At 58.9% G+C, this 21,850-nt stretch carries 18 protein-coding genes; 4 read left to right on the top strand and 14 right to left on the bottom strand.

Annotated features, from left to right (window positions below; all coding sequences use genetic code 11):
- Nucleotides 1-65: 65 nt before the first annotated feature.
- The 4 genes from soil367_RS03095 to typA all read right to left on the bottom strand — a co-directional run bounded on the left by soil367_RS03095 (nucleotide 66) and on the right by typA (nucleotide 5,193).
- Complete coding sequence (locus tag soil367_RS03095) at nucleotides 66-1,103, bottom strand: porin (protein WP_136546789.1); 1,038 nt, start codon at nucleotides 1,101-1,103, stop codon at nucleotides 66-68.
- A gap of 653 nt (nucleotides 1,104-1,756) precedes the next feature.
- Nucleotides 1,757-2,200, bottom strand: a complete 444-nt coding sequence (gene dtd / locus soil367_RS03090) for a D-aminoacyl-tRNA deacylase (RefSeq protein WP_136546787.1) — start codon at nucleotides 2,198-2,200, stop codon at nucleotides 1,757-1,759.
- A gap of 43 nt (nucleotides 2,201-2,243) precedes the next feature.
- Nucleotides 2,244-3,212: a prolyl aminopeptidase gene (gene pip, locus soil367_RS03085; RefSeq protein WP_136546785.1), complete on the bottom strand. Its 969-nt coding sequence runs from the start codon at nucleotides 3,210-3,212 to the stop codon at nucleotides 2,244-2,246.
- Nucleotides 3,213-3,381: 169 nt separating this feature from the next.
- Complete coding sequence (typA, locus tag soil367_RS03080; RefSeq protein ID WP_136546782.1) at nucleotides 3,382-5,193, bottom strand: translational GTPase TypA; 1,812 nt, start codon at nucleotides 5,191-5,193, stop codon at nucleotides 3,382-3,384.
- Between the two features lie 518 nt (nucleotides 5,194-5,711).
- Between typA and glnA the strand changes: the two genes are divergently transcribed.
- The 4 genes from glnA (at nucleotide 5,712) to glnG (ending at nucleotide 10,766) form a co-directional block, all read left to right on the top strand.
- Nucleotides 5,712-7,115, top strand: a complete 1,404-nt coding sequence (gene glnA / locus soil367_RS03075) for a glutamate--ammonia ligase (protein WP_136546781.1) — start codon at nucleotides 5,712-5,714, stop codon at nucleotides 7,113-7,115.
- A 186-nt stretch (nucleotides 7,116-7,301) separates the two neighbouring features.
- Nucleotides 7,302-7,856, top strand: a complete 555-nt coding sequence (locus soil367_RS03070; protein ID WP_136546779.1) for a DUF4124 domain-containing protein — start codon at nucleotides 7,302-7,304, stop codon at nucleotides 7,854-7,856.
- 406 nt (nucleotides 7,857-8,262) lie between these two features.
- The gene (gene glnL / locus soil367_RS03065; RefSeq protein WP_136546777.1) at nucleotides 8,263-9,336 is read left to right on the top strand and encodes a nitrogen regulation protein NR(II); all 1,074 of its coding nucleotides are present in this window, start codon (nucleotides 8,263-8,265) and stop codon (nucleotides 9,334-9,336) included.
- On the top strand, nucleotides 9,333-10,766 hold the full coding sequence (glnG, locus tag soil367_RS03060) for a nitrogen regulation protein NR(I) (RefSeq protein ID WP_136546775.1): 1,434 nt from the start codon (nucleotides 9,333-9,335) through the stop codon (nucleotides 10,764-10,766). The genes glnL and glnG overlap by 4 nt, the downstream gene beginning before the upstream one ends.
- A 132-nt stretch (nucleotides 10,767-10,898) precedes the next feature.
- On the opposite strand, the gene soil367_RS03055 is transcribed toward glnG, so the two are convergent.
- The 10 genes from soil367_RS03055 to soil367_RS03010 all read right to left on the bottom strand — a co-directional run bounded on the left by soil367_RS03055 (nucleotide 10,899) and on the right by soil367_RS03010 (nucleotide 21,805).
- Nucleotides 10,899-13,619, bottom strand: coding sequence for a DUF6701 domain-containing protein (locus soil367_RS03055; RefSeq protein ID WP_136546773.1), 2,721 nt, complete (start codon nucleotides 13,617-13,619; stop codon nucleotides 10,899-10,901).
- Nucleotides 13,616-14,029 (bottom strand): pilus assembly PilX N-terminal domain-containing protein, encoded by a 414-nt coding sequence (locus soil367_RS03050; RefSeq protein WP_136546771.1) that lies wholly within the window; start codon nucleotides 14,027-14,029, stop codon nucleotides 13,616-13,618. Before soil367_RS03050 ends, soil367_RS03055 begins: the two co-directional genes overlap by 4 nt.
- On the bottom strand, nucleotides 14,019-14,798 hold the full coding sequence (locus soil367_RS03045) for a PulJ/GspJ family protein (protein ID WP_136546769.1): 780 nt from the start codon (nucleotides 14,796-14,798) through the stop codon (nucleotides 14,019-14,021). The genes soil367_RS03050 and soil367_RS03045 overlap by 11 nt, the downstream gene beginning before the upstream one ends.
- Nucleotides 14,798-15,304, bottom strand: a complete 507-nt coding sequence (locus soil367_RS03040) for a type IV pilus modification PilV family protein (RefSeq protein ID WP_246065488.1) — start codon at nucleotides 15,302-15,304, stop codon at nucleotides 14,798-14,800. The genes soil367_RS03045 and soil367_RS03040 overlap by 1 nt, the downstream gene beginning before the upstream one ends.
- Complete coding sequence (locus tag soil367_RS03035) at nucleotides 15,301-15,768, bottom strand: type II secretion system protein (protein ID WP_136546767.1); 468 nt, start codon at nucleotides 15,766-15,768, stop codon at nucleotides 15,301-15,303. Before soil367_RS03035 ends, soil367_RS03040 begins: the two co-directional genes overlap by 4 nt.
- Nucleotides 15,769-15,891: 123 nt before the next feature.
- Nucleotides 15,892-16,332, bottom strand: a complete 441-nt coding sequence (locus tag soil367_RS19085) for a type II secretion system protein (RefSeq protein WP_136546765.1) — start codon at nucleotides 16,330-16,332, stop codon at nucleotides 15,892-15,894.
- 216 nt (nucleotides 16,333-16,548) lie between these two features.
- A complete protein-coding gene (locus tag soil367_RS03025) occupies nucleotides 16,549-17,778 on the bottom strand; it encodes a type II secretion system F family protein (protein ID WP_136546763.1) in 1,230 nt (409 codons plus the stop codon).
- 170 nt (nucleotides 17,779-17,948) lie between these two features.
- Nucleotides 17,949-19,763 (bottom strand): GspE/PulE family protein, encoded by a 1,815-nt coding sequence (locus tag soil367_RS03020; protein ID WP_136546761.1) that lies wholly within the window; start codon nucleotides 19,761-19,763, stop codon nucleotides 17,949-17,951.
- A gap of 48 nt (nucleotides 19,764-19,811) precedes the next feature.
- On the bottom strand, nucleotides 19,812-20,963 hold the full coding sequence (locus soil367_RS03015; protein ID WP_136546759.1) for a hypothetical protein: 1,152 nt from the start codon (nucleotides 20,961-20,963) through the stop codon (nucleotides 19,812-19,814).
- Nucleotides 20,960-21,805: an ExeA family protein gene (locus soil367_RS03010; protein ID WP_136546757.1), complete on the bottom strand. Its 846-nt coding sequence runs from the start codon at nucleotides 21,803-21,805 to the stop codon at nucleotides 20,960-20,962. The genes soil367_RS03015 and soil367_RS03010 overlap by 4 nt, the downstream gene beginning before the upstream one ends.
- Between the last annotated feature and the right edge of the window lie 45 nt (nucleotides 21,806-21,850).

The following is a 21,850-nucleotide window of genomic DNA, read 5'->3' as shown; positions in this document are numbered from 1 at the left end:
AACCGCCGCCCCGAGGGGCAGCGGTTTCTCTTCAGACTACGTCTGTTCTGGGCCGAAGCCTCAGATTAGAAGTAGTAGACACCACCGACAGCGACATCTTGCGCACCGTCTGAGCCAGTGCCGGCGAAGTCATCGTCGCCCGTTCCGTAGTAGCCTTCAACATACAGGTACATGTTGCTGGACAGGTTGTGCAGCGCCTGAACCGTCAGGACGGTTCCATCGACTTCGTCAGCTTCGTCATAGCTGATCTGCTCTACAGCAGCAGCGAAAACGTTGGGCCCCATGCTGTATGCAGCAAAAACGCCATATGAGTCGTAAAAGTCGCCACGAGTCTGATATTGACCGGTGATACGCAGGTCATCCAGGTCGTAGCTGGCACGCAGGCCGTAGGTATTCTCATTGCTGTTCGACGGCACAGACTTGGAGTACGTGGTGTTACCGTCGTTCGAGTCCATCGCCACAGCCAGCTCAAGGGCATCTATTTCGTAGGTCGCGGCGATCTGGTAGGGGTAGCTCTTTTCGCCGCCGGTGCGGGCGTCGCCGTCACCGTTGAACTGTACTGCTGCGTGCAACTTCAAACCGCTGAATGAAGGGGTCATGTACTGGATCAGGTCGCCTTCACCTGTCTCGTAAGAACCACCGATATTCATAGCAGCGTATTCGAAGTAGTTGGCAATTTCGTCAATCGCACGCTCATAGGTGGAGTCATCGGAACCCACCCACAGCTGACCGAATTGATCTCCCCTGACACCAATATAAGCTTCGTCAAACGCGTTCAGGCCATCATTGTCGGCTTTGTCGTCGGCATTAAATTCCAGCTCAGCTTTGAAAAAACCTTCCAGTCCCGAGGTGATCTGGTGGCTGTGCTTTACACCGATGGTTGAACCGTTGTCGTAATGACCGATCGATGAGCTACCGTCCTCAACATTCTGGTGTACAACTGCGAACTGAATGTTGCCGTAAACTTCGGGCATCGAGTCGATGCGTGCCGCCAGTTCATCCGCGCGGCTGTCAGCGCTCGGAGCTGTGCCGGAGGTCTGTGCCATTACAGAACCGGAAAAAGCGACAGCAGCGATGGCCGTAGCGAGTAGAGTCTTTTTCATTTTTACGTCTTCCTTCTTTGAGTTAGCTCAGGTTTGGCCGCGGGTTCAACCCGTTGTTTTTCTTTATCGAACGCACAAGTGAGTCCAATCGGTTGGAAATATGTCACAAGTATTACTATTTGCAAAGGTTACTGGAGCTGAATGATGGATCAGCAATTCATGCCATGGCCATCTTCAGGTTTCACCAGGCGATAGCATCAAACTATCGCCAACCTTTTATCAATCAGTTACGCCCGCTAGTTAAAGTTTTTAATGATAAGTACGTTTTAATACAGGATTCGGAGTATTGCAAATCAGACAGGTGATTTTTTGTAACTGTCATTCCAACTTTGCTGAAGCCGGAGCAATCAATAGTCGCGCCGAAATACTTATTTCTTAAGCAACTCAGATAGTTGGCTACAACCAGCCCATTATTAACTTTCCGACAACGTTCCACCCTAGTGCACGTTAGCACAACCTCGGCGCATAGCTACTTGACGTTGGTCTAAAGCGTTGGCCCCTGTGGGCTTCGGCTCAGCCCGGCCCTGCACCAAAAAGTCGCAGGACAGTGCTGAAGCAGTCCTATCAAGTTGGCGCTGATTAAATCAGGCTTACATTACAGAGCGGTTACAAAGAAGGCGATGTGGTTTGCGGTGCCGTGGCGGGGCGAAAACTTAGCTTTCAAGCAGGAAGGTCACGGGGCCGTTATTTACGAGTGAGACCTGCATGTCAGCACCGAACTGGCCACTTTGAAGGCGTGCGGGTGGGAGCACCTGGCCGGCCGACTGCAGGAAGTCTTGAAACAGGCGCTCGCTAGTGGCCGGGTCGGCGGCAGGGCTGAAACTTGGCCGTCGGCCACGCCGGGTGTCTGCAGCGAGCGTAAACTGAGGCACGACCAGGAGCGCGCCTTCACAGTCCTGAACACTGAGGTTCATTCGCCCAGACTCATCGGCGAACAAGCGGTAGCAAAGGATGCGGTTTAGCAGTGTATCAACCTGCGCTTTGGCGTCGTCTCGCTCGACGCCCAGAAAAACCAGCAACCCAGGGCCAATGGCAGCAATACGCTTACCTGCGACTTCGACGCTTGCAGAACTGACCCGTTGCAGAAGCCCCTTCATTGGACTGGCACCAGCAGCATCTCATGCGGCAGTGAAGATCCAGTCACGACAATGAGAACTCTGGCCCGAAACGTTCGCTCATGGTGTCTGCCGCACGGACGAGGGCATCGACAATGCCCGGCTCGCTCGCTGCATGACCGGCCTCGCGGATAATGATCAGTTCAGCCCCGGGCCAGGCTTCGTAGAGCGCGACCGCGTTGTCCAGAGGGCAAACCATGTCGTATCGGCCGTGGACAATGATCCCAGGAATATCCTGTAGCCGATGCGCCTGCGCAACAATCTGATTCGGTTCCAGAAAAGCCTGATTCATAAAGTAGTGGCACTCGATCCGCGCCAGGGAAATGGCAGTATGCGGATGCCCGAAACGTTCGACCACTTTGGGATTCGGCTGCAGGGTGGCGCACCGCCCTTCCCAGATGGACCACGCCTTGGCGGCCTGAATCTGTTCCAGCTCATTTTCACTGGTCAGTCGGCGGTGATACGCCGCCATGAGATCACCGCGCTCATCGGCAGGTATGGGCGCAATGAAGTCTTCCCAGTAGTCGGGGAAAACGCGGCTGGCGCCGTCCTGGTAGAACCAGTGGAAGTCCTCTGGTCGGCATAGAAAAATGCCCCGGAGGATCAATCCCAGCGTGCGCTCGGGGTATTCCTGAGCATAGACCAGGCTCAGGGTCGAGCCCCAACTGCCACCGAACAGAAGCCAGCGGTCAATGCCCAGCAACTGTCTTATGCTTTCCATGTCTGCGATAAGATGCTGGGTTGTATTGGCCGCCAGCGACGCCAGCGGCGTGGACCGCCCGGCTCCACGCTGGTCAAAGAGAATGATGTGGTATCGTTCCGCATCGAAAAAGCGGCGGTGGTAATCTTCACACCCGCTGCCCGGGCCGCCGTGGACAAAGAGCACGGGAATACCGTCGGGATTACCGGCCTCTTCTATATGGATTTCATGGCCATCCCCAACATCCAGCCGGTGGGTCGCAAAACAGTTTATCTCTGGAAATAGCGTTAGCACGGCGGTATGAATCCTTGTCGTTGCGGCCTCTCCGCACTCTAATGGAATCTATAAGACGTTGAAAGCCCCGGCCCGAAGCGTCCCTTTTCAAACAGAAAACCCGCCGTGATCGAAGATCAGGGCGGGTTTAGCAGAAACACTTCTTGCTACCAGTCAGGGCCTTTGAATATCAGCCCTTATTGGCGCGCTTACGCAGATTTTCCGTGAGGAGCTTTTTACGCACGCGAATGTGGGCTGGCGTTACCTCGACCAGCTCGTCATCGTCGATAAACTCCAGAGCCTGCTCCAGCGTCATGCGAATGGCCGGGGTGAGCACGATGTTCTCATCCGTACCGGAGGCCCGCACGTTGGTCAGCTGCTTGCCTTTTGTAGCGTTGACAACCAGATCGTTGTCCCGGTTGTGGATACCGATGATCATACCTTCGTAGATCTCGGTGCCCGGCGTGATCATCAGGCGGCCGCGCTCCTGCAGTGTAAAGAGGGAATAGCCCAGCGCCTTGCCATTGACCATGGACACCAGAACACCGTTCTTGCGGTGCTCGATGGCGCCGCCCTTAACGGGTCCCCAATGGTCAAAGATGTGGGTCAGTATCCCGGAGCCGGACGTCATGGTCAGGAAGGTTGACCGGAAGCCGATCAGCCCCCGTGCCGGCATGATGAAGTCCATACGCACCCGGCCACGACCGTCCGGCACCATGTTCTTGATCTCAGCACGGCGGTAACCCATTTCTTCCATCAGTGCGCCCTGGTGCTGCTCTTCAACGTCCGCAACCACCATCTCGTACGGCTCTTCTTTCTCGCCGTTGACTTCCCGGGTCACGACCTCGGGACGAGACACGCCCAGCTCGAAACCTTCCCGGCGCATGTTCTCGATCAGTACCGACAGGTGCAGCTCACCGCGACCGGAGACCACAAACTTCTCGGCTGATTCGCCCTGCTCCACGCGCAACGCAACATTGTGCAGGAGCTCCTGATCGAGCCTCTCGCGGATATTGCGACTGGTGACAAACTTGCCATCCCGGCCAGCGAACGGCGAGTCGTTGACCTGGAATGTCATGGTCACGGTCGGCTCGTCGACGGTCAAAGGGGGCATAGCCTCAGGCGTGTCAGGGGCGCAGATTGTATCTGAGATAAAGAGCTCATCAATACCGGTGATGCAGACGATGTCGCCGGCGCTGGCCTCCGGTACGGAAACGCGGTCGAGCCCGTTATAGCCCTTTATTTCCAGTATCCTGCCGTTGCGCTTGTTACCGTCCCGGTCGACGATAGCGACAGGCTTGCCTGCAATCATCTTGCCGCGCTTGATTCGGCCGATTCCGATAACCCCGACGTAAGGGTCATAATCGAGGGAAGAAACCTGCATCTGCAGCGGACCTTCGCGGTCAACATTGGGTACGGGCACATTGTCGACGATCATCTGGAACAGTGGCGTCATGTCTTCCGCCATTTCGTTCACGTCCATGCCTGCAATGCCGTTGAGGGCCGACGCATAGATGACCGGGAAATCCAGTTGCTCCTCGGTTGCACCCAGAGAGTCGAACAGGTCGAAAACCTCGCCGATCACCCAGTCCGGACGAGCACCGGGACGGTCGACCTTGTTCACCACGAGGATCGGCCGAAGACCGCTGTCGAACGCTTTCTGGGTTACAAAGCGCGTCTGCGGCATGGGGCCGTCGACGGCGTCCACCAGCAGCAGAACCGAGTCAACCATTGACATGACCCGCTCCACCTCGCCACCAAAATCGGCGTGGCCCGGGGTGTCGACAATATTGATACGGTAGTCGTTCCAACTGATCGCCGTATTTTTCGCCAGGATCGTAATGCCGCGTTCCTTCTCCTGATCGTTTGAGTCCATGACGCGCTCGGTCCCGGAAGACTTACGGTCAAGGGTGCCGGATTGCTGGAGAAGTTTGTCAACCAGGGTCGTCTTGCCATGGTCAACGTGGGCGATAATGGCGATATTACGGAGTTTCTCAATCACAGAAAGGTCCTGAAACACGGTGGTCCGGCCCGTAGAAGCACTGGCCGGAAGAAAAAGGAGGCGCAGTATACCTTATTAGGAAACCCGTAGATAAGCTTAATTTATGTACTGCAAAGCGCGCCTGGCCGGGCCCACCAGAAACGAAGCAAACCCATGAGACCGCCCCAAACTTGTGCGCCATGACTTTTTTATGCACCATTTTAGAGCAATACAAGCCATCCTTGCGTGCCGTACAAATAGCAAACCAGTGAATCATCAGCAGTTTGCACCAGCCCGTGCTGAGTTCAGGTATTTGGCAAGCTACTTGCACCGAGAAAGCGCAAGCCGATCCGGGAAGTCCTCGGGCCTATGCCCGGAAAAATCTGCGCGCAGCTACGAATGGCTTTTGATATGCTGCCGTAATTCTTGGCGCCCAGTCCCTGACTGAGGCCCGATAACGAATTGTGGATTGCCTGGACCTGCAGCTAGCTGTAAGCCGGTGCAACCGGCCTTAAATGACCATGCCAACGGGGTAAAACATGTCTAAGACTCTGGACCTGATTAAAGAACACGAAGTCAAGTGGGTTGACCTGCGCTTCACTGACAGTCGCGGTAAAGAACAACACGTCACCATTCCTCACCACGAAATCGATGACGAATTTTTCGCCGACGGCAAGATGTTCGACGGTTCTTCAATTTCCGGCTGGAAAGGCATCAACGAATCCGACATGATCCTGATGCCCGATGACAGCACCTCTGTTATCGACCCTTTCACCGAAGAAACAACCCTTAATATCACCTGTGACATCGTCGAGCCGTCGACCATGCAGGGTTACGAGCGTGATCCACGCTCCGTGGCACGTCGCGCGGAAGAGTACCTCAAGTCTACCGGCATCGCTGACAGCGCCCTGTTTGGCCCGGAACCCGAATTCTTCGTATTTGACTCGGTCAAGTGGGATATCGGTATCAGCGGCGCGCGCCACGAAATCTACTCAGAAGAAGCATCCTGGGTATCTGGCGAAGACTTCGAGCGCAACAACATCGGTCACCGTCCAGGTGTCAAAGGCGGCTACTTCCCCGTACCACCGGTTGACTCCCTGCACGACCTCCGCGGCGCGATGTGTGCGGCTATGGAGTCCATGGGCCTGGTTATCGAAGTACACCACCACGAAGTGGGTACTGCGGGGCAGTGTGAGATCGGCGTTGGCGCCAACACCCTGGTCAAGAAGGCTGATGAAGTCCAGATTCTGAAGTACTGTGTACATAACGTGGCTCATGCCTACGGCAAGACAGCGACATTCATGCCCAAGCCCATCGTTGGCGACAACGGTTCCGGCATGCACGTGCACATGTCCCTGCAGAAAGACGGAAAGAATATTTTCGCCGGTGACGGCTATGCTGGCCTGAGCGAGATCGCCCTGTATTACATCGGCGGTATCATCAAGCACGCCAAGACGCTGAACGCGTTCACCAACGCTTCTACCAACTCCTACAAGCGTCTGGTACCTGGTTTCGAAGCACCGGTCATGCTGGCTTACTCTGCTCGCAACCGTTCCGCGTCAATCCGTATCCCCTACGTGTCGAGCCCGAAGGGCCGTCGTGTCGAGGTACGATTCCCCGATGCGTCCTCTAACCCTTACCTGGCGTTCGCGGCCATGATGATGGCTGGCCTCGACGGCATCCAGAACAAGATCCACCCTGGCGATGCCATGGACAAGGATCTGTACGACCTGCCGAAAGAAGAAGCCAAAAACATCCCGACCGTGGCTGAAACCCTGCAGGAAGCGATCGAGCGTCTGGAAGCGGACCATGAGTTCCTGACCCGCGGTGGTGTTTTCACCGAGGACATGATCGGCGGCTACATTGACCTCAAGCGCACCGAGATCGAGCGCCTGAACATGACCACACACCCGGTTGAGTTCGAGTTGTACTACAGCTGCTAAAGAAACTGCGGCTGGGAATACAGCTGCTGCGTCTCAGTTGTCGCCTGGTCACATTCTGACGTCCCCGGCAACGTTCAAGCCCCGCTCTCATGCGGGGCTTTTTCGTCTCTGGCGTACACGCTGGTTGCATTCGCACTCAACTCTTACAATACTCAGGATGCGAATAAACGCGCCCAAGGAGTTTCCATGCGCCTGGTCATCCTGTTCCTTCTGTCTGCCCTGGTGTCCTCTGCCCTGTTCTCCTCTGCCGTGACGGCGGAAGTGTTCCGGTACAAGGACAAAAACGGCAACGTCGTGTTTACCGATGAGCCCCCGGCTGGAATGGAAAAGGCGGAGAAAATCGAGGTACGTGAAGTGCCGACGATTGAAATGCCCCGGGGACGATTGACGGAAGAAAACCTTCAGCAAGCAGCTGACGCTGTCCGGCAAGACGCGGAACCGCGGAGCAGCTACAACCTTGTCGAGTTTAATGAGCCCCAGAACGAGTCCGCTTTCTGGAGTGGTAGTGGCAACATCGTCATGAGCGTAGCGGCCAGTCCCCAACTCGACGAAAGCCACCGCTTTGAGGTGCTTCTGGATGGCCAATCCCTCGGGACTAACCAGTCGGGCCGCTTTGAGGTCAACCACATAGACAGGGGCACACATACTGCTACCGTGCGCGTTCTCGCTCGTGATGGGGACGTTGTCGAAACAGGCGAATCCATAACCTTCACTGTCCATAGACCTTCCGTGCTGAACTAGCTTTTCCTTGCGCGCCGGTGCAAGCCGAGCTACGACCCCTAGCGCGCTTCCCTCCTTGTTATTTCTGACGCAGAACCCCTGATGCACTACTATGGTGCAAGCGCCCCCTTTGAGTGACGCCAGCGACCCAGTATGGCGCGGCTAGCGCTCAGCCCGTCACCGCATGCGCTGCAGGCCCCGCCGCTGGCGCTGCAAACAGGGACCTTATGAGCACATGTCAGAAAAAACAGCCCGTGCTTTCAATTGGTTCAGTTTTTGCAAAACAATCTGCACTGGTGGCTGTCCATTGGTGCTGCCGCTGGCCCAGCCCTGCAATTGCCTCCTTCGCGGGTCGCGTGCGGGCTGAGTAGCGTGCAGGTTCAGGCAAGGCACTCCAGGATGAGTCTCCTCCATACATGAGGCATTGATGAAGCGAGCTCCCTTTTTTAAACGAATGCTCGAGAACCTCTCGACCGCTGTCCTCCTGCTGGACCGGAGGCTGCGGGTAATCTATATCAATCCCGCCGCTGAAATGCTGTTTGAAGTCAGCGGCAAGCGGATCCAGGATGCGCCCGTAACCGACCTCTTTATCGAGACTGATGAGGCGCTTCAGACACTGCAGGAAAGCGTCGTCAGTGGGCATCCCTTCACCCGCCGCGAGGCGGAGTTCATGCTCTCGAGCGGCACCCGTGTCAGAGCGGACTACTCGATCTCGCCTTTTCCTGACGACGCCGCTGCGCTGCTGATGGAGATTCAACCCCGCGACCGCCTGCTGCGTATAACCCGCGAAGAGGAACTGCTGCACCAGCAAGAGACTACCCGCATCCTGGTCCGTGGCATGGCTCATGAGATCAAGAACCCCCTCGGCGGGATACGGGGTGCTGCTCAACTGCTGGACCGGGAACTGGACTCCCAGGGCCTCAAGGACTATACCCGGGTCATCATCGAGGAAGCGGACCGTCTGCGGGCACTGGTAGACCGGATGCTCGGCCCCAACAAGGCGCCGCAGATGGCAAGCGCGAATATTCACGAAGTGCTGGAGCGCGTCCGCACCCTGCTCGAAGCAGAGAGTAAAGGCACGGTGCAGTTCGCCCGGGATTACGACGTCTCGCTACCCGAGTTTCTAGGCGATAAAGCCCAGCTTATCCAGGCGTTCCTCAATGTTGCGCGCAACGCGCTTGAAGCTTTGGCCCATCAGAAGCCGCCGGCACATGAGCCGCGTATTCTGTTTCGCACCCGAGCGCTGAGGCAGTTCACCATTGGCCAGAACCGGCACCGTCTTGTTGTCCGGGTAGATATCATCGACAACGGCCCGGGAATTCCTGCGGATCTTCTCCAGAACGTCTTTTACCCCATGATCAGCGGGCGCGCCAACGGCACCGGCCTGGGGCTGGCAATCACCCAAAGCATTATTGGTCAGCACCACGGCCTGGTGGAGTGCGAAAGCAGCCCGGGACGTACAAACTTTATAATCTTCATTCCTCTGGAGCCACCGGCATGACCGAAACCGCCAACGTCTGGATCATTGATGATGACCGCAGCATCCGCTGGGTGCTGGACCGTGCCCTGAGCCAGGCACAGATGAATCCCCGGGCTTTCGAGAACGGCGATGATGTCATGCGCCACCTCGAACATGAGCGACCTGACGCCATCATCAGCGATATCCGGATGCCCGGTATTGATGGCATCGAATTGTTATCGCAGATCGTCGAGCGACACCCAGGGCTGCCAGTCATAATCATGACAGCTCATTCGGATCTGGAGAGTGCGGTATCGTCGTACCAGACCGGTGCCTTTGAGTACCTGCCCAAGCCCTTCGATGTTGATGATGCCGTCAGCCTGGTCAAGCGAGCGGTCGCCCACAGCCATGAGCAGCGCGCCCACCACGAGCCCGCCAAGGGCGAGCGTGCTGACACGACAGAGATTATCGGCGAAGCACCGGCCATGCAGGAGGTCTTCCGCGCCATTGGTCGCCTATCGCATTCGAATATAACCGTGCTGATCAACGGCGAAAGCGGCACCGGCAAAGAGCTTGTAGCCCGGGCCCTGCACAACCATAGCCCCCGGGCAAAATCGGCATTTATTGCCCTGAACATGGCGGCGATTCCCAAAGACCTGATCGAGTCCGAGCTGTTCGGCCACGAGAAGGGCGCCTTTACCGGCGCGGGCGCTCTAAGACAGGGTCGGTTCGAGCAAGCCAATGGCGGCACGTTGTTTCTCGATGAGATTGGCGACATGCCGGCGGACACCCAAACCCGGCTGCTGCGGGTTTTGGCAGACAGCGAGTTCTACCGTGTAGGTGGGACCACAGCGATACGGGCGGACGTTCGTATCATAGCGGCGACTCACCAGAACCTGGAGAAGCTGGTTGAAGCCGGCTCTTTCCGCGAGGATCTGTTTCACCGGCTCAACGTCATTCGTGTGCACCTGCCGAAACTGGCCGAACGTCGGGAGGATATTCCCCGCCTGATGCAGTACTTCCTCAAGGCGGCTGCCAAGGAGTTATCGGTTGAGCCCAAAGTGCTGCGCCCCGACACCGAAGAGTACCTGAGCACCCTGCCCTGGCCCGGTAACGTGCGGCAGTTGGAGAACACCTGCCGTTGGCTGACAGTCATGGCCAGCGGACGCGAAATCCATATCTCCGACCTGCCGCCCGAACTCATGGCCCAGGATGAGGCGCCGGTAACGGGCCAGACCTGGCAGGAAGGCTTACGGAATTGGGCGGAGCTGGAGTTGAAACGAGGCAAGCAGGGCATTCTCGATACGGCAATACCCGAGTTCGAGCGGGTCATGATCGAGACTGCGCTCAAACACACCGGTGGACGGCGCAGAGATGGCGCGCAGTTACTCGGATGGGGTAGAAATACACTGACTCGAAAGATCAAGGAGCTGGATATGGAGAGTGCCGCTGCAGAAGATCTGGAGGATTAGAACAGACGGCCTTCTCAGGAGTCAGGGACGCGAAGCCCGGTTCCTGGCTTCCCGGTACGTCATGGCAAGCCGCCCTGCCGCGGTTCAGCTCATCACCTTGAACATAAGCTGCAGTCGGCGCCAAGGGTTGGCCTAAGGGGCTTCACGCCAGTAGAGGATGCGGTCGTGACCACGGTGTACGCCGAAGGTAGCCAGGCCTTGGGGGTTGTCCAGTACACCGTCTCCATCCCAGTCGTCCTGCAGCCAGACGGGCACAGTCCAGGTTGCCGTGTCCGTGCCCTGGGTCCCAGCGGGGACGAGGGCCAGGCCGCTGCCCACACCCGCCGTGACAAACCCGGAACCGGGGTTCATGGAACCATGGCTGCCGCTGTAAGCAATGTCAGTAGTTGCCCAGGCGGTACAGTCATCGACACTGTTGGTCACAAACCGATTCCCGTCCCAGTACTGGGTCTGGAATGGCATCAGCAGCTCATCAATATTCTCGGGCCCGGATACGTTTTCGAGATAGAGTCGGCCGAAACCCAACAGGAAGTCACTGCCAGGGCTTATATCGGGTAGTGGCAGAGACGGGGCGACGCCGTCAGCGTCACTGAACGGTTCCAGCCCAAATGTCAGCTGAGGCTCAAACGGGGCCACTTTCGCGGTATTCAGTTTGGTGAAGACCAGCTCATCCATGATCGAGAAGTTGAAGCTCATTGTGCCCGGTGTAAGCAGCTCAAGGCTCTCTGCCCCTGCCTCGTGGGTAACCGCCAGATTGCCCGAACCGTCGGTAAGAGCCTGGGCGTTGTCGCTGTCAGGCCATAGGCGAGTGATGTCATTAACGCTCAGTTTCTGAAAGTCGTCGATGTAGTTCAGCGTGGGAGTGCCGGCACGGTTTCGAGCCGTAATCCAGATTTCCGGCAGCAGAGACCACTGAATAGGCTGGCCGATATAAGTGAATGCAGTGCCTGCGTCGCAGAAGGCTTCTAACTCACCGGCGTCAGGTACAGTGACAAGGAAGTTCGCGGGAGTGAAACGCCCGATTGCGGCGCTCTCAGCCGCCGGTAAACCGCGCCCCAGGTATGTTTCGCCCGCGTTCGTCCGGAAGCGGAAGACCCCTACCTCGCTAACCGCCTGGTCGAGAATGCTCGTGCCTGCACCGGCGCTTGTGAAAGCCGCGCTGGCCACGGCCAGCGTCCCGGCAGAGCCGCCGGCGGGCGCTACCAGAGTGTGGCCGAGGGTCAGCCCGGTGTGGCGAAAATTGGTCGTGGTGGGGTTGCCAGCACAAAATTCCGCACCAGTCTCGCCGTCCGCCTGCCAGGCCACCGCACGCGCTCTCAGCTCAAACGGCTCGCCGGCTTCCGCCAGGACGGTACAGTCCGCCAGCGCCGTGGTGCTGCAGCTTGAGCGCGGATCGGGCGCTTCAATACAAAAGCCGGCGGGAGTGCTGATAAAACTGTCGTAGCCGAGCATCACCAGCCCTTCATCCCCGCGACTTGAGTCGCCGCGGTAAACTGAAACAAGCTGAACCTGGCCGGCTTCGGGGTAATTAACTGCCACTGAGGCTTGTCCTTGGGCGTCAAACACGAGGTCAATGTCAGTGGCGCCGCCGATCCCAACCCCGGTTGTCTCACCGTTCACTGCGATACCCGGCGTTGCCGTAAGGTCAACACCAGCAGGATTCTCATGTATCGTCCAGAAGCTGACCGGTTGCGTAACGTTGGAGAACGCGGGTACGCAGGCCGACGTCGCGGGATCGGTTGCAATCGCACTGATCTTGAACGCTGCAGAGTCTTTGGCGGCAACCACATCGGGCACTGAATATTCGAGTTTCGAGTTATGAAACTCCAGGGTACAGGCGGCGGTCGAGGCCGAGCCGCCGCCGGCCCGGCAGAGGGTCTGCAGGTTGCCGGCCTGGGGCGAGGAAGACGTGACACCCAATGTCAGAAACCCAGCGCTCGCCTTTCTTAGCGGCACGGTCGCCTGCCCGCCTGAGAAAGCGACGGTACTACCCCCGACCCAGCCACCGGGGGAGAGCGCAACCGTTACTGCATCATTGAAGGTCGTTGAACAAGCTGCGTCTGAACAGGCGCGCACCGTTATCGGCTCAGCGCGACAGGTCAGGCCACTGCCGGAGTGGCTGAGTTCAAAGTGATGGATGTCAGGCCTTACGTAGGTAATTCGCACCCGGCCGTTTCCGCCCCGGCCACCGCCTAGCGTGGAGCCCCCGCCACCGCCACCGCCTGGCGAATAGCCGGGCTCCCCGGCGCCGCCGAACAGGATCAGGAACGTGCCTGCCCCGGTGCCACCGTTCCCACCACCAGCCGGAGCGGTTCCGCCGTACTCATAAGAGCCGTTCGTGCCGTTTGAGGCAATACCAGCCGAAGATCCTGCGCCGCCGCCATAGGCCAACAGCCCAAACAGGCCCGGGCTGCCCGAAGTGCCGTTACCACCGCTGTAGCGAATGCTGCCTATGCTGTCAGCCGCAGCCCCACCGCTTGCACCGGTCCGCCTGTTCGTACTGTTGCCGCCTTTGGCCATCAGCATGGTGGCGCTGCTGAACCAGCTGTCTTCACCAGGAGAGTTACTGACGCTGCCGCCCCCCACTCTCAGGCTGAACACCGCCCCGGCAGAGACGTTAAAGTCCGAGCGCGCGTAGGCACCACCGCCACCTCCGCCCCCGTAAAAACCGTCACCACGACCTCCGCCGCCCCAGACCTCCACGGTTAGCTGGGAAACAAACGCAGGTGCGGTAAATGAATGGGTACCCGGGGTGGTGTAGGTTCTGACCTGCGTGTCAGCTTCCACAACGAGCGAAAGGCTTGCAGCCAGGAGAAGCCAGAACATACGGTGACGGAGCCCTTGCTGCCTCATTGTACCCGCACCTCCACGGTCCGCTCGGCATAATCTGCACCTGAGCCGCACTGCCCCTGGCTAGTCAGCGTGTAGACCGTCTCGAGCGCACTGTCGCCTTTGATATCCGCCTGTAAAGCTTCGCAACTGAGACTCGCTGTACAGCGTGCCAACCCGCCTGCAGCGAATGTCGTTGTCGCCGGGAAAGTGCCGCAGCTTTCATCCTGCAGCACGCGGGCCACGCCGACCTGAGCGCCGCTTTCCGCCGCAAAGAAAGCACGTTGGGACTGAACCTGGTAGCCGATGGACAAGCTTGAGCTTTCCTGAAGTTGGGTCATTCCCACGACTATCAGCGCCAGAGCCGTAACAACGAAAATGGCCACGGGAAGACCCGCGCCCTGCTGGCGGTGAGGAGAGCGGTCAGGGTACATTGCGAACCTGTACCTCCTGACTGACAGAGAATTTTTCGCCTGTGGCGACATCCGCCAGGGTGAAGTCAAAAGCGACTACCGCGTTTCGCTTGAGCGTCGCGGGGGTTACCCGAAAGGCCACGGAGCTGGCTTCAAGTCCGGCGGCGACCACTTCCCGACCAGGCATAGCTGTCGGCAGGCTGTCTCCGAGCCCGGGTTGAAGGCCATAATTCTTGTAGCGGTAGAGGTATTGTCCAGACTGGCAGAGCGTCACCGGGTCGGTCACAAGGTAAAATCTCTGGTTTGGCGATCGGGTGTTGAAGCGGTGAGTCAGGCCTGAGTCAAACGTCACCGGGACCAAAGGCGAACCCGCTGCCACTGACGCCGGGGGGGAGAGCGGCCCGGGATTGGCGTAGTTGTACAGGTCCCGTCCATAGCCGTAGATCGCGACTCTGCCTGAGGCACTGCTGCCGCCCGGCAGGGCCACAGCCTGAAATGAGGCGGGAGACGCAGCTGTTGGCAGGCCTTCATAGGTCGACGCCGCGACAATAGGCATCCATTCGATACAGGCGCCATTGGCCCTGAGGGAGTTTGGCAGGGCTTCGCGCAGCTCCCGGGTCAGCCGCTCACTGATCACTATTCCCGCGAGGGCACGTTGTTGCCTCGCGCCGGTATCGATGACGCCACGTGCTGCCTGGCCAATAAAAGTCACAGAGACCGTGGCTACAATGGACATCAGCATGATGACCATAACCAGTTCGACAAGCGTAAAACCCCGCGCCCGGTCCATCAGAAGTTCACCCGGTAAGCCGTAAAGACCAGCGTCTGCCCGTTCGGTGTGGAGATCGACAAATCCACCCGCTTGGCCTCAGAAGCGGCCAGTCCCAGATCAGCCCCGGCGCAACTTACCGATATGCTGACGCTGAAGCCCTGGTAACGGGAAAGCACGCCTTCAGCATTAGCCGGCGGGCTAACGTCGGGATTGTGATAGTCGTCTACGTCATCGAAGCTGGCACGGTCTTCGCCGTTCGGGCCGATTGAGCAGCTTCCACTGTATTTTGGCGTTCCTCCCTGCGGGGTAGCGTCGTCGTACTTTTTCGCGAGGATCTCGTCCATGTACAGCTGGGCCAACTCAACAGCCTGTGACTGAATCAACGGATCTGCACTGCGTTGACTGGCCAGCGAAAAGGCGCCCACCACACCGGCAATAGCGATACCGATGATCATGATGGTCATGACCAGTTCAATCAGCGTCGTGCCATGCTGGTGGCGCGGTGTCGCCCTTGGGTTTGTCACGGCTGACAGGTTCCCGGGTACACGGCACCGAGAGAGCTAAGGCATATCGGATAGTTGCTTTGCCCGCTGACGGTAAATTGGGTGTTGCCCCCACCTGCTGGCGCGCCTGATGGGTTGAACGTCAGGGTATGGGGCAGGCCTCCAGCGACCGCGAGGCTCGCTCCTTCTCGGGCAATCTCGAAAACGCGGGGGTGACCCGTGGCAGCGCCTACGGTAAAACGGAAAACATCATTCGTTTCAGCAATGGTCAGGGTATTGGCAGGATTTCCGGCCAGCGCCGCCTGCTGGGCAAGGGTCGTGGCAGAGGCGAGTTGTTGGGCTGCAAGAAGCGGGCTGAATGCCGATCGTCCGGTGAAGAGACCAACACCGAGAGCGGCGGTAACACCGACCAGGATCATTACCATGACGAGCTCTATCAGCGTAAAGCCCGCCATGACGCGGTGCTTGAGAGGTCGATGCGTCATGAGCCTCCCGGATCAGGTTTGGTTTCTCTATGAAAACCGCCCTCAGAAGAGGGCGAGGTTTCTGTTCTGGAGCGCCGGGTCTGCCAGCGCGTGGCTGGCCCGGCGTTAGTCGTCTGTTCGGAATCAGCAGCCGCTGACGTCGATGGCGATTGCAGGCGACGTGTTAACCGCTGTCGGCGCTGCGTAGGTTACTTCGCAGGTACCCGAGGCATTTTTGGCCGCAATGGTACCAGCCGTAGCTATCTCGAAATCGGCCGAAGCAATCTGGGCCGCAGTAAGGATAGATGCCGTTGTCGGGTAGCCGTAGGCCAGGGCGATAGGCTGGCCTTCCAGAGTTACCGATTGACCGGTTGCCGCTGATTCACTGCAGCCCGAGCTCACCAGACATGCCGAGTAGCTGATGGCACTGGCCGACCGAACCGAGCCCAGCACACCCTGCATGGTCGCGGCACGAGCTTCAGTGCCCAGATTGGCAAACCGGGGCAGAGCAAACGCCGACAGAATGCCAAGAATGACGATGACCATAACCAGTTCAATCAGGGTAAAGCCTTGTTGCTTACTCATTAATTCGCTCCGGGATCAAAATAGATTGCTTTTTTGTAAGTATGGTCAAGGCCAGGGATTTCGCGAGTTTTAAAAGGAAAAATGTTGTAACCGAGTGCGGCGTCCGCAAGCGGCGTCAAAGCCATGCCGCCACAGTTATGAAAGCGCCTGCTCGTCGGCTGGCTCGCGTTTTCATAACGTTGAGTTGAACCGGAAAGGCATGCCCGCGGTGTGCAATCAGCTTCGCCCGAGGGCCGCGGCGCCCAGGTCCCAGATAGGCAGAAAAACGCCCAGGGCCAGTACCAGCACGAGGATACCCATGACGACGATGAGAATCGGCTCGATGGCGTCCGCCAGGCGTTTGAGGGAGTAGTCCACTTCTTCGTCGTAGAAATCGGCGACATTGACCAGCATATCGTCCACCGAACCTGTCTCCTCGCCGACCGCAATCATCTGCAGAATCAGCGGCGTGAACATTTCGGAGTGGCGGGCCGTGCGCAGCAGGCTGTCGCCCCGCTCGATGCCAGTGCGCATGCCACGTATGTGGCTGCTGATCCAGGCGTTATCCGTCGCATCCGCAGTCACGGTCAGCGCCGTTGTGATCGGCATGCCCGCCGCGAGGGTATTGGCAAAGTTGCGGGAAAAGCGGCTCAGGGTAATCTGTTCCAGCAGCGTGCCTATGATGGGCAGGCGCAATTTGTAGCGGTCGAAGGTGGTCTGCCCCTGCTCGGTACGGGTCCAGGCTTTGAAGCCAAACCAGCCGCCGAGTGTCAGCACCAGCATGGCCGGCCAGAATGCGATCAGGAAGTCGGATGTGGCGACCAGCACCTGGGTCAGGAACGGCAGGTCAGCACCGAGTTTGTCAAAGACGCTGGCAAACTTGGGTATAACCAGGAAGTTAACGACCAGCAGCGCGCCCAATACCGCGAAAAGAACAAACGTCGGGTAGCGTAGGGCCTGTTTGACCCGGCGTTTGGTATCCCGTTCCAATTCAAGAATGTGGGACAGCTGTTTGAAGGCTGCGTCGAGTTCGCCTGTGTTCTCGCCGACATGGACCATGGCAATAAAGAGGTCCGAAAAAACCTTCTTGTGGCTCTGCATCGCCACGGCCAACCCGTTTCCGGCTTCCAGTCGCGCCGCGAGGTCGTCCAACGTTTCAGTCATGACCGGCGACCGCGCCGTGTCGGCCAGCCCACGTAAAACGCGAATGATGGGAATGCCGGCCCGCGTTAACGCATGCATCTGGCGACAGAAAACGATCAGTTCATCCAGGGAGACGGGCTTGCGGAACAGGGGCAAGTGTTCCAGCCGGCTGCCCAGCGACTCGCGCTTGGCCTGTTCCGATATCGCCAGTGGTGTAATGCCCCGCTGCATCAGCTCATTGGCGGCAGCATCCTGGCTCATGGCTTCCAGAAAACCTTCCTGCAGGCTGCCTTCGCTGTCTCTGCCGCGAAAAGAAAAATGCATAACTGAAAACTCTTGGATCAGGCGCTTTGACGTGCCTTGATTTCGGATGCCGCGTTTTGCCCGGCACCTGTTGGATACTGCCCTAACTATAGTACCGATCTGCAACCGGCGAAATAATCTGGCTCGGACCGGTCAACCAGCCTGTCCATGGCCGGCTTTGCGCGAGGGCCTCAAAGCCCGTCCAGACTGCTCAAGTCGAGGCCGAGTTTGTCGGGATCATTGTCGTCCGCTTCGCTGGAAGCCAGCCCTGGCAAAGGATCAATCAGGGTCGCAGAAACGCGTCCAACCTCTTCCAGAGTGGTCAGACCCTGCTCGGCATAGCGCAGCGCGCAGCGATCCAGCGGTTCGTAGTGGGGATTGCGTTGGGCCACTCGGTTGAAGTCGGCGTAATCCTGCCGGCGCAGTGCATCAAGCATCGGCTCGTCCATTTCCAGTAGCTCGTAAACGCCCATGCGGCCGCGGTAACCGGTATTGCCGCACTGGTAGCACCCTGCCCCCTTCACAAAGTGTGGCGGCTCCAGGCGGTCCTGTTCTGAGCTGTCTGAGGGATTGCCCATCAGCCCGCGTAACCAGATGCGCTCCTGGTCGTCGGGCACATGATCGATCTTGCAGTTGTCGCAGACCTTCCGGATCAGACGCTGGGCAACGATGCCCAGCAGGGAGCTGGATACCAGGAAAGGCTCGGCGCCCATATCGAGCAACCGCATCGCACTGCCGATAGAGTCATTGGTGTGCAGTGTAGACAGCACCAGGTGGCCTGTCATGGCCGCCCGCAGGCCTATCTCGACAGTTTCCCGGTCCCGCATCTCGCCAATGAGCATGATGTCGGGGTCCTGTCGTAGCCCGGCCCGCAGCACGGTAGCGAAATCGAGGCCGATCTTGGGGTGCACCTGAACCTGGGTGATACGCGGTAACCGGTACTCGATCGGGTCCTCGGCCGTTATGATTTTGACCTCCGGGCGGTTCAGCTCGGTCAGGGCACCGTAAAGCGTTGTGGTTTTACCGCTACCTGTAGGCCCGGTAACCAGGATCATGCCGTGGGGGCGACGTACAAGCCTGCGGAACCGCGCCAGCAGCGCCGGCGGCATGCCTGTGGCGTCAAGGTCCAGCAGTCCCTGGGACTGGTCGAGGAGACGCATCACGACCGACTCGCCATATTGCACGGGCATGGTTGAGACCCGCACATCGATGCTCCGTCCCTTCACACGGATATTGAACCGGCCATCCTGGGGCAGCCGCTTTTCAGAAATATTGAGCCCCGCCATGAGCTTCAGTCGCAATACCAGCGCCGCGATAACGCGCTTCTCTTTCATGACCTGCTCTTGCAGGACGCCGTCGATTCGCTGGCGGATGCGCAACACGGTCTCATCGGGCTCGATATGCACGTCTGAGCTGCGCGCCTGGACCGCGTCCTCGAAAATACTCTGCAGCAGTTTGACGACGGGGGCGTCCTGGGAGTCTGAGCTGGCACTGAGATCGGCAAGGTCAAAGGCGTCGTCGCCGAGTTCGTCCTCGAGCTCTGTCGCCAGTGAGGCGATCTCCGCGGTACGCCGATAGACAAGATCGAGCGTGTTGAGCAGTTCACTTTCGCGCACCACGGCCTGCTTGACCGGCACCTGAAGGATCCGAACCAGCTCGTCGTAGGCGATGAGGTCCATAGGGTCGGTCATGCCGACCAGCAGCTCCTGCCCCTGTCGGGCGAGAACGAGTGCCCGGAAGCGTCGGGCCTGGGCTTCCGGGAGCAACTTCACCAACTCTGCATTGAAGTTATAGTGCCGCAACTGCACGAAGGGAATTTTGAGCTGCTGGGACAGGAAGTTGAGCAGATTATCTTCTTCCACGTACCCCAGATCGGTCAGTGTCTGGCCCAGCTTGCGACCGGTACTCTTCTGCTCCGCCAGCGCCGTCATCAGCTGCTTTTCAGTGATAACCTCGTTCTGTACCAGCAGGTCGCCGATGCGAATTTTTTTCTGCGGTTCTGTCATGTGTTCCAGTCCTGCCGGTGCCGTGGTGTCCGATAAAGTTATGAGGCGTTAACGCAGACCTTCAAGCCGCGACTCAGCGAAGGTCCTGAGCCGCGGCGGGAGGTCAGGCAGGGCCAGTGCTTCGGCGTAAGCTACGCCGGCCGCGGCCAGCTGATTCTGGGAGTCCAGTGCCAATGCCAGGCCCAACCACCAATCGGCACGCCCGCTGTCGGTTTCGAGCAAGGCGCCCCAGCGGTCGCCCGCAGCGATTGCGTTACCGCTCTGCTGGTACAGAGACGCCAAGGTGGCATGATAATCCGGCGCCTCAGCCAGGGCCGGAAGTTCCGATTCGAGAAAGCTCAAGGCTGCTTCGACGCCGTCTTCCATGAGCACCAACCGTCCCCGCAACAGCCGTAAGCCCGGATCTTTTTCCAGCAACGGCGCCGGTAACCAGCGCCGGGCCTCGCTCAAACGTTTCTGCGAAAGGTAGTAGCTGGCCATCGCGGCATGGCTGCGCGGTAGAGCGCGGCCTCCAGTGAGCGCCTCAGTCAGCAACCGTTCAGCCTCAGCTTCCTGGCCCTCAACCAACAGACGCTCCAGGCTGATTACCAGGCGCTGATCGCGTGCGGTGTCGCTCTGGGGCTGCTGTCTTACAGAGAAGGTGGTTGCGGTTTCACGCCCTGGGGCCGACTCGCTACCGGATTCGTCGATGCTCAGGTGCTGGACGCTGGCCTCAGCGACGGTTTCGCGGCTGTCCCCCTCAGGTGTTACAGCCACAGCTTTCATCGCGGCCCGTTGCGCTGGCTGCTCGGCTGCTCCGTTCAAGGGGACAGCGTTCAAGGGCAAAGCGTTCAAGCCAGCTTCTTCAACCACGACAGCCTGGCTGGCGTCTGCTCCGCCCAGCCCGGGTTCAGCAGGTCGAACCGGCACCAACTCGGTCTCCGTGGTAACCACCATTGCCGCAGCCGGCTCAGGCACGAAGGATCCCTGGCCCGATAGCGTCACCGCTGGCGCGACGGCAGACGCGTACCAGCCTGAATCCTGACGCCCTGCAAAAGCAGCCGCGAGACTCGCCGCCAACAGCACACCCACAACCAGCACACGACCAGGGCTGGCCGACTTCTTCGGCTGATGAAACGGCTGTTGCGCGAGTCCATGTGCATCCGGCGCTTGGCCACCTCTGCGCTCAAGGTCGCGCAGTGCATCGTTCAAGAGACTCATGAGAGTATGCCCCAGCCCAAAAGACCCGGCGGCCGTGCACTCTCTGTATCTCGGGTCGCGCGCCGGGCGTGCCAGCGGCCGACTTTGTAATCGCCCCGCCCCCAGGCCGCGAGCAGGGATTTGTGGGCCAGCAGATTGATCAGACGCGGAATGCCCCGTGAGGCGCGGGTTATCGCCCGGATCGCTGCAGCGGTAAAGACGGGCTCGCCGTTGTAGCCGGCCTGCTGCATACGGTAGGCCAGATACGCGTCCACACTGTCCCGGGTTAACGCCGCCAGCCGGCAGCTAAAGCTGATACGTTGCTTGAGCTGGCGCAACTGGTCCCGATCCAGCACCCGGTCGAGTTCGGGCTGTCCGAACAGCACCACCTGCAGCAGCTTCCGGCTTTCAGTTTCGAGATTGGTCAGCAGGCGCAGGGCCTCGAGCGTCGCCGGCGCCATGGCCTGGGCCTCATCAATAACCAGCACCACGCGCTGGCCCTGCCCGGTTTTCTGGATGAGGCTTCGGGTGATGCGGCGGAGTATCAAGTGGGTATTGCCCTGATGGCCGCCGGCTATGTCCAGTTCGTCCGCCAGCGCTTGATAGAGGCCACGCGGACTGAGCTGGGGGTTGGGAAGATAAGCGGTAATGGCTTCACCCTCGAGATGATTCAGAAGCATGCGGCAGAGCATGGTTTTGCCTGTACCGACTTCGCCCGAAATCTTGAGGAAGCCCTCTCCCTGGGCGAGGCCCACCGTCAGCAGTTCAAGCGCCTCACGGTGAGAGCTGGCCGCGACGAAGAAACGCGTATTGGGCGTCAACGCGAAAGGCATTTCACGCAGGCCGAAAAAAGACTCATACATAAGCTGAGACTTTCTGACGCGAGACGGGACTGAACGGTGGCATGG

Source organism: Hydrocarboniclastica marina (assembly GCF_004851605.1).
GTDB lineage: Bacteria > Pseudomonadota > Gammaproteobacteria > Pseudomonadales > Oleiphilaceae > Hydrocarboniclastica > Hydrocarboniclastica marina.
The sequence above is the reverse complement of the archived record's forward strand: the minus strand, read 5'-3'. Positions and strand labels throughout refer to the sequence as shown.

Coding starts and splice junctions, on each gene's coding strand:
- soil367_RS03095 (WP_136546789.1), bottom strand. CDS start 1,103: ATGAAAAAGACTCTACTCGCTACGGCCATCGCTGCTGTCGCTTTTTCC.
- dtd (WP_136546787.1), bottom strand. CDS start 2,200: ATGAAGGGGCTTCTGCAACGGGTCAGTTCTGCAAGCGTCGAAGTCGCA.
- glnA (WP_136546781.1), top strand. CDS start 5,712: ATGTCTAAGACTCTGGACCTGATTAAAGAACACGAAGTCAAGTGGGTT.
- soil367_RS03070 (WP_136546779.1), top strand. CDS start 7,302: ATGCGCCTGGTCATCCTGTTCCTTCTGTCTGCCCTGGTGTCCTCTGCC.
- glnL (WP_136546777.1), top strand. CDS start 8,263: ATGAAGCGAGCTCCCTTTTTTAAACGAATGCTCGAGAACCTCTCGACC.
- glnG (WP_136546775.1), top strand. CDS start 9,333: ATGACCGAAACCGCCAACGTCTGGATCATTGATGATGACCGCAGCATC.
- soil367_RS03055 (WP_136546773.1), bottom strand. CDS start 13,619: ATGAGGCAGCAAGGGCTCCGTCACCGTATGTTCTGGCTTCTCCTGGCT.
- soil367_RS03050 (WP_136546771.1), bottom strand. CDS start 14,029: ATGTACCCTGACCGCTCTCCTCACCGCCAGCAGGGCGCGGGTCTTCCC.
- soil367_RS03045 (WP_136546769.1), bottom strand. CDS start 14,798: ATGGACCGGGCGCGGGGTTTTACGCTTGTCGAACTGGTTATGGTCATC.
- soil367_RS03035 (WP_136546767.1), bottom strand. CDS start 15,768: ATGACGCATCGACCTCTCAAGCACCGCGTCATGGCGGGCTTTACGCTG.
- soil367_RS19085 (WP_136546765.1), bottom strand. CDS start 16,332: ATGAGTAAGCAACAAGGCTTTACCCTGATTGAACTGGTTATGGTCATC.
- soil367_RS03025 (WP_136546763.1), bottom strand. CDS start 17,778: ATGCATTTTTCTTTTCGCGGCAGAGACAGCGAAGGCAGCCTGCAGGAA.
- soil367_RS03020 (WP_136546761.1), bottom strand. CDS start 19,763: ATGACAGAACCGCAGAAAAAAATTCGCATCGGCGACCTGCTGGTACAG.
- soil367_RS03015 (WP_136546759.1), bottom strand. CDS start 20,963: ATGAGTCTCTTGAACGATGCACTGCGCGACCTTGAGCGCAGAGGTGGC.
- soil367_RS03010 (WP_136546757.1), bottom strand. CDS start 21,805: ATGTATGAGTCTTTTTTCGGCCTGCGTGAAATGCCTTTCGCGTTGACG.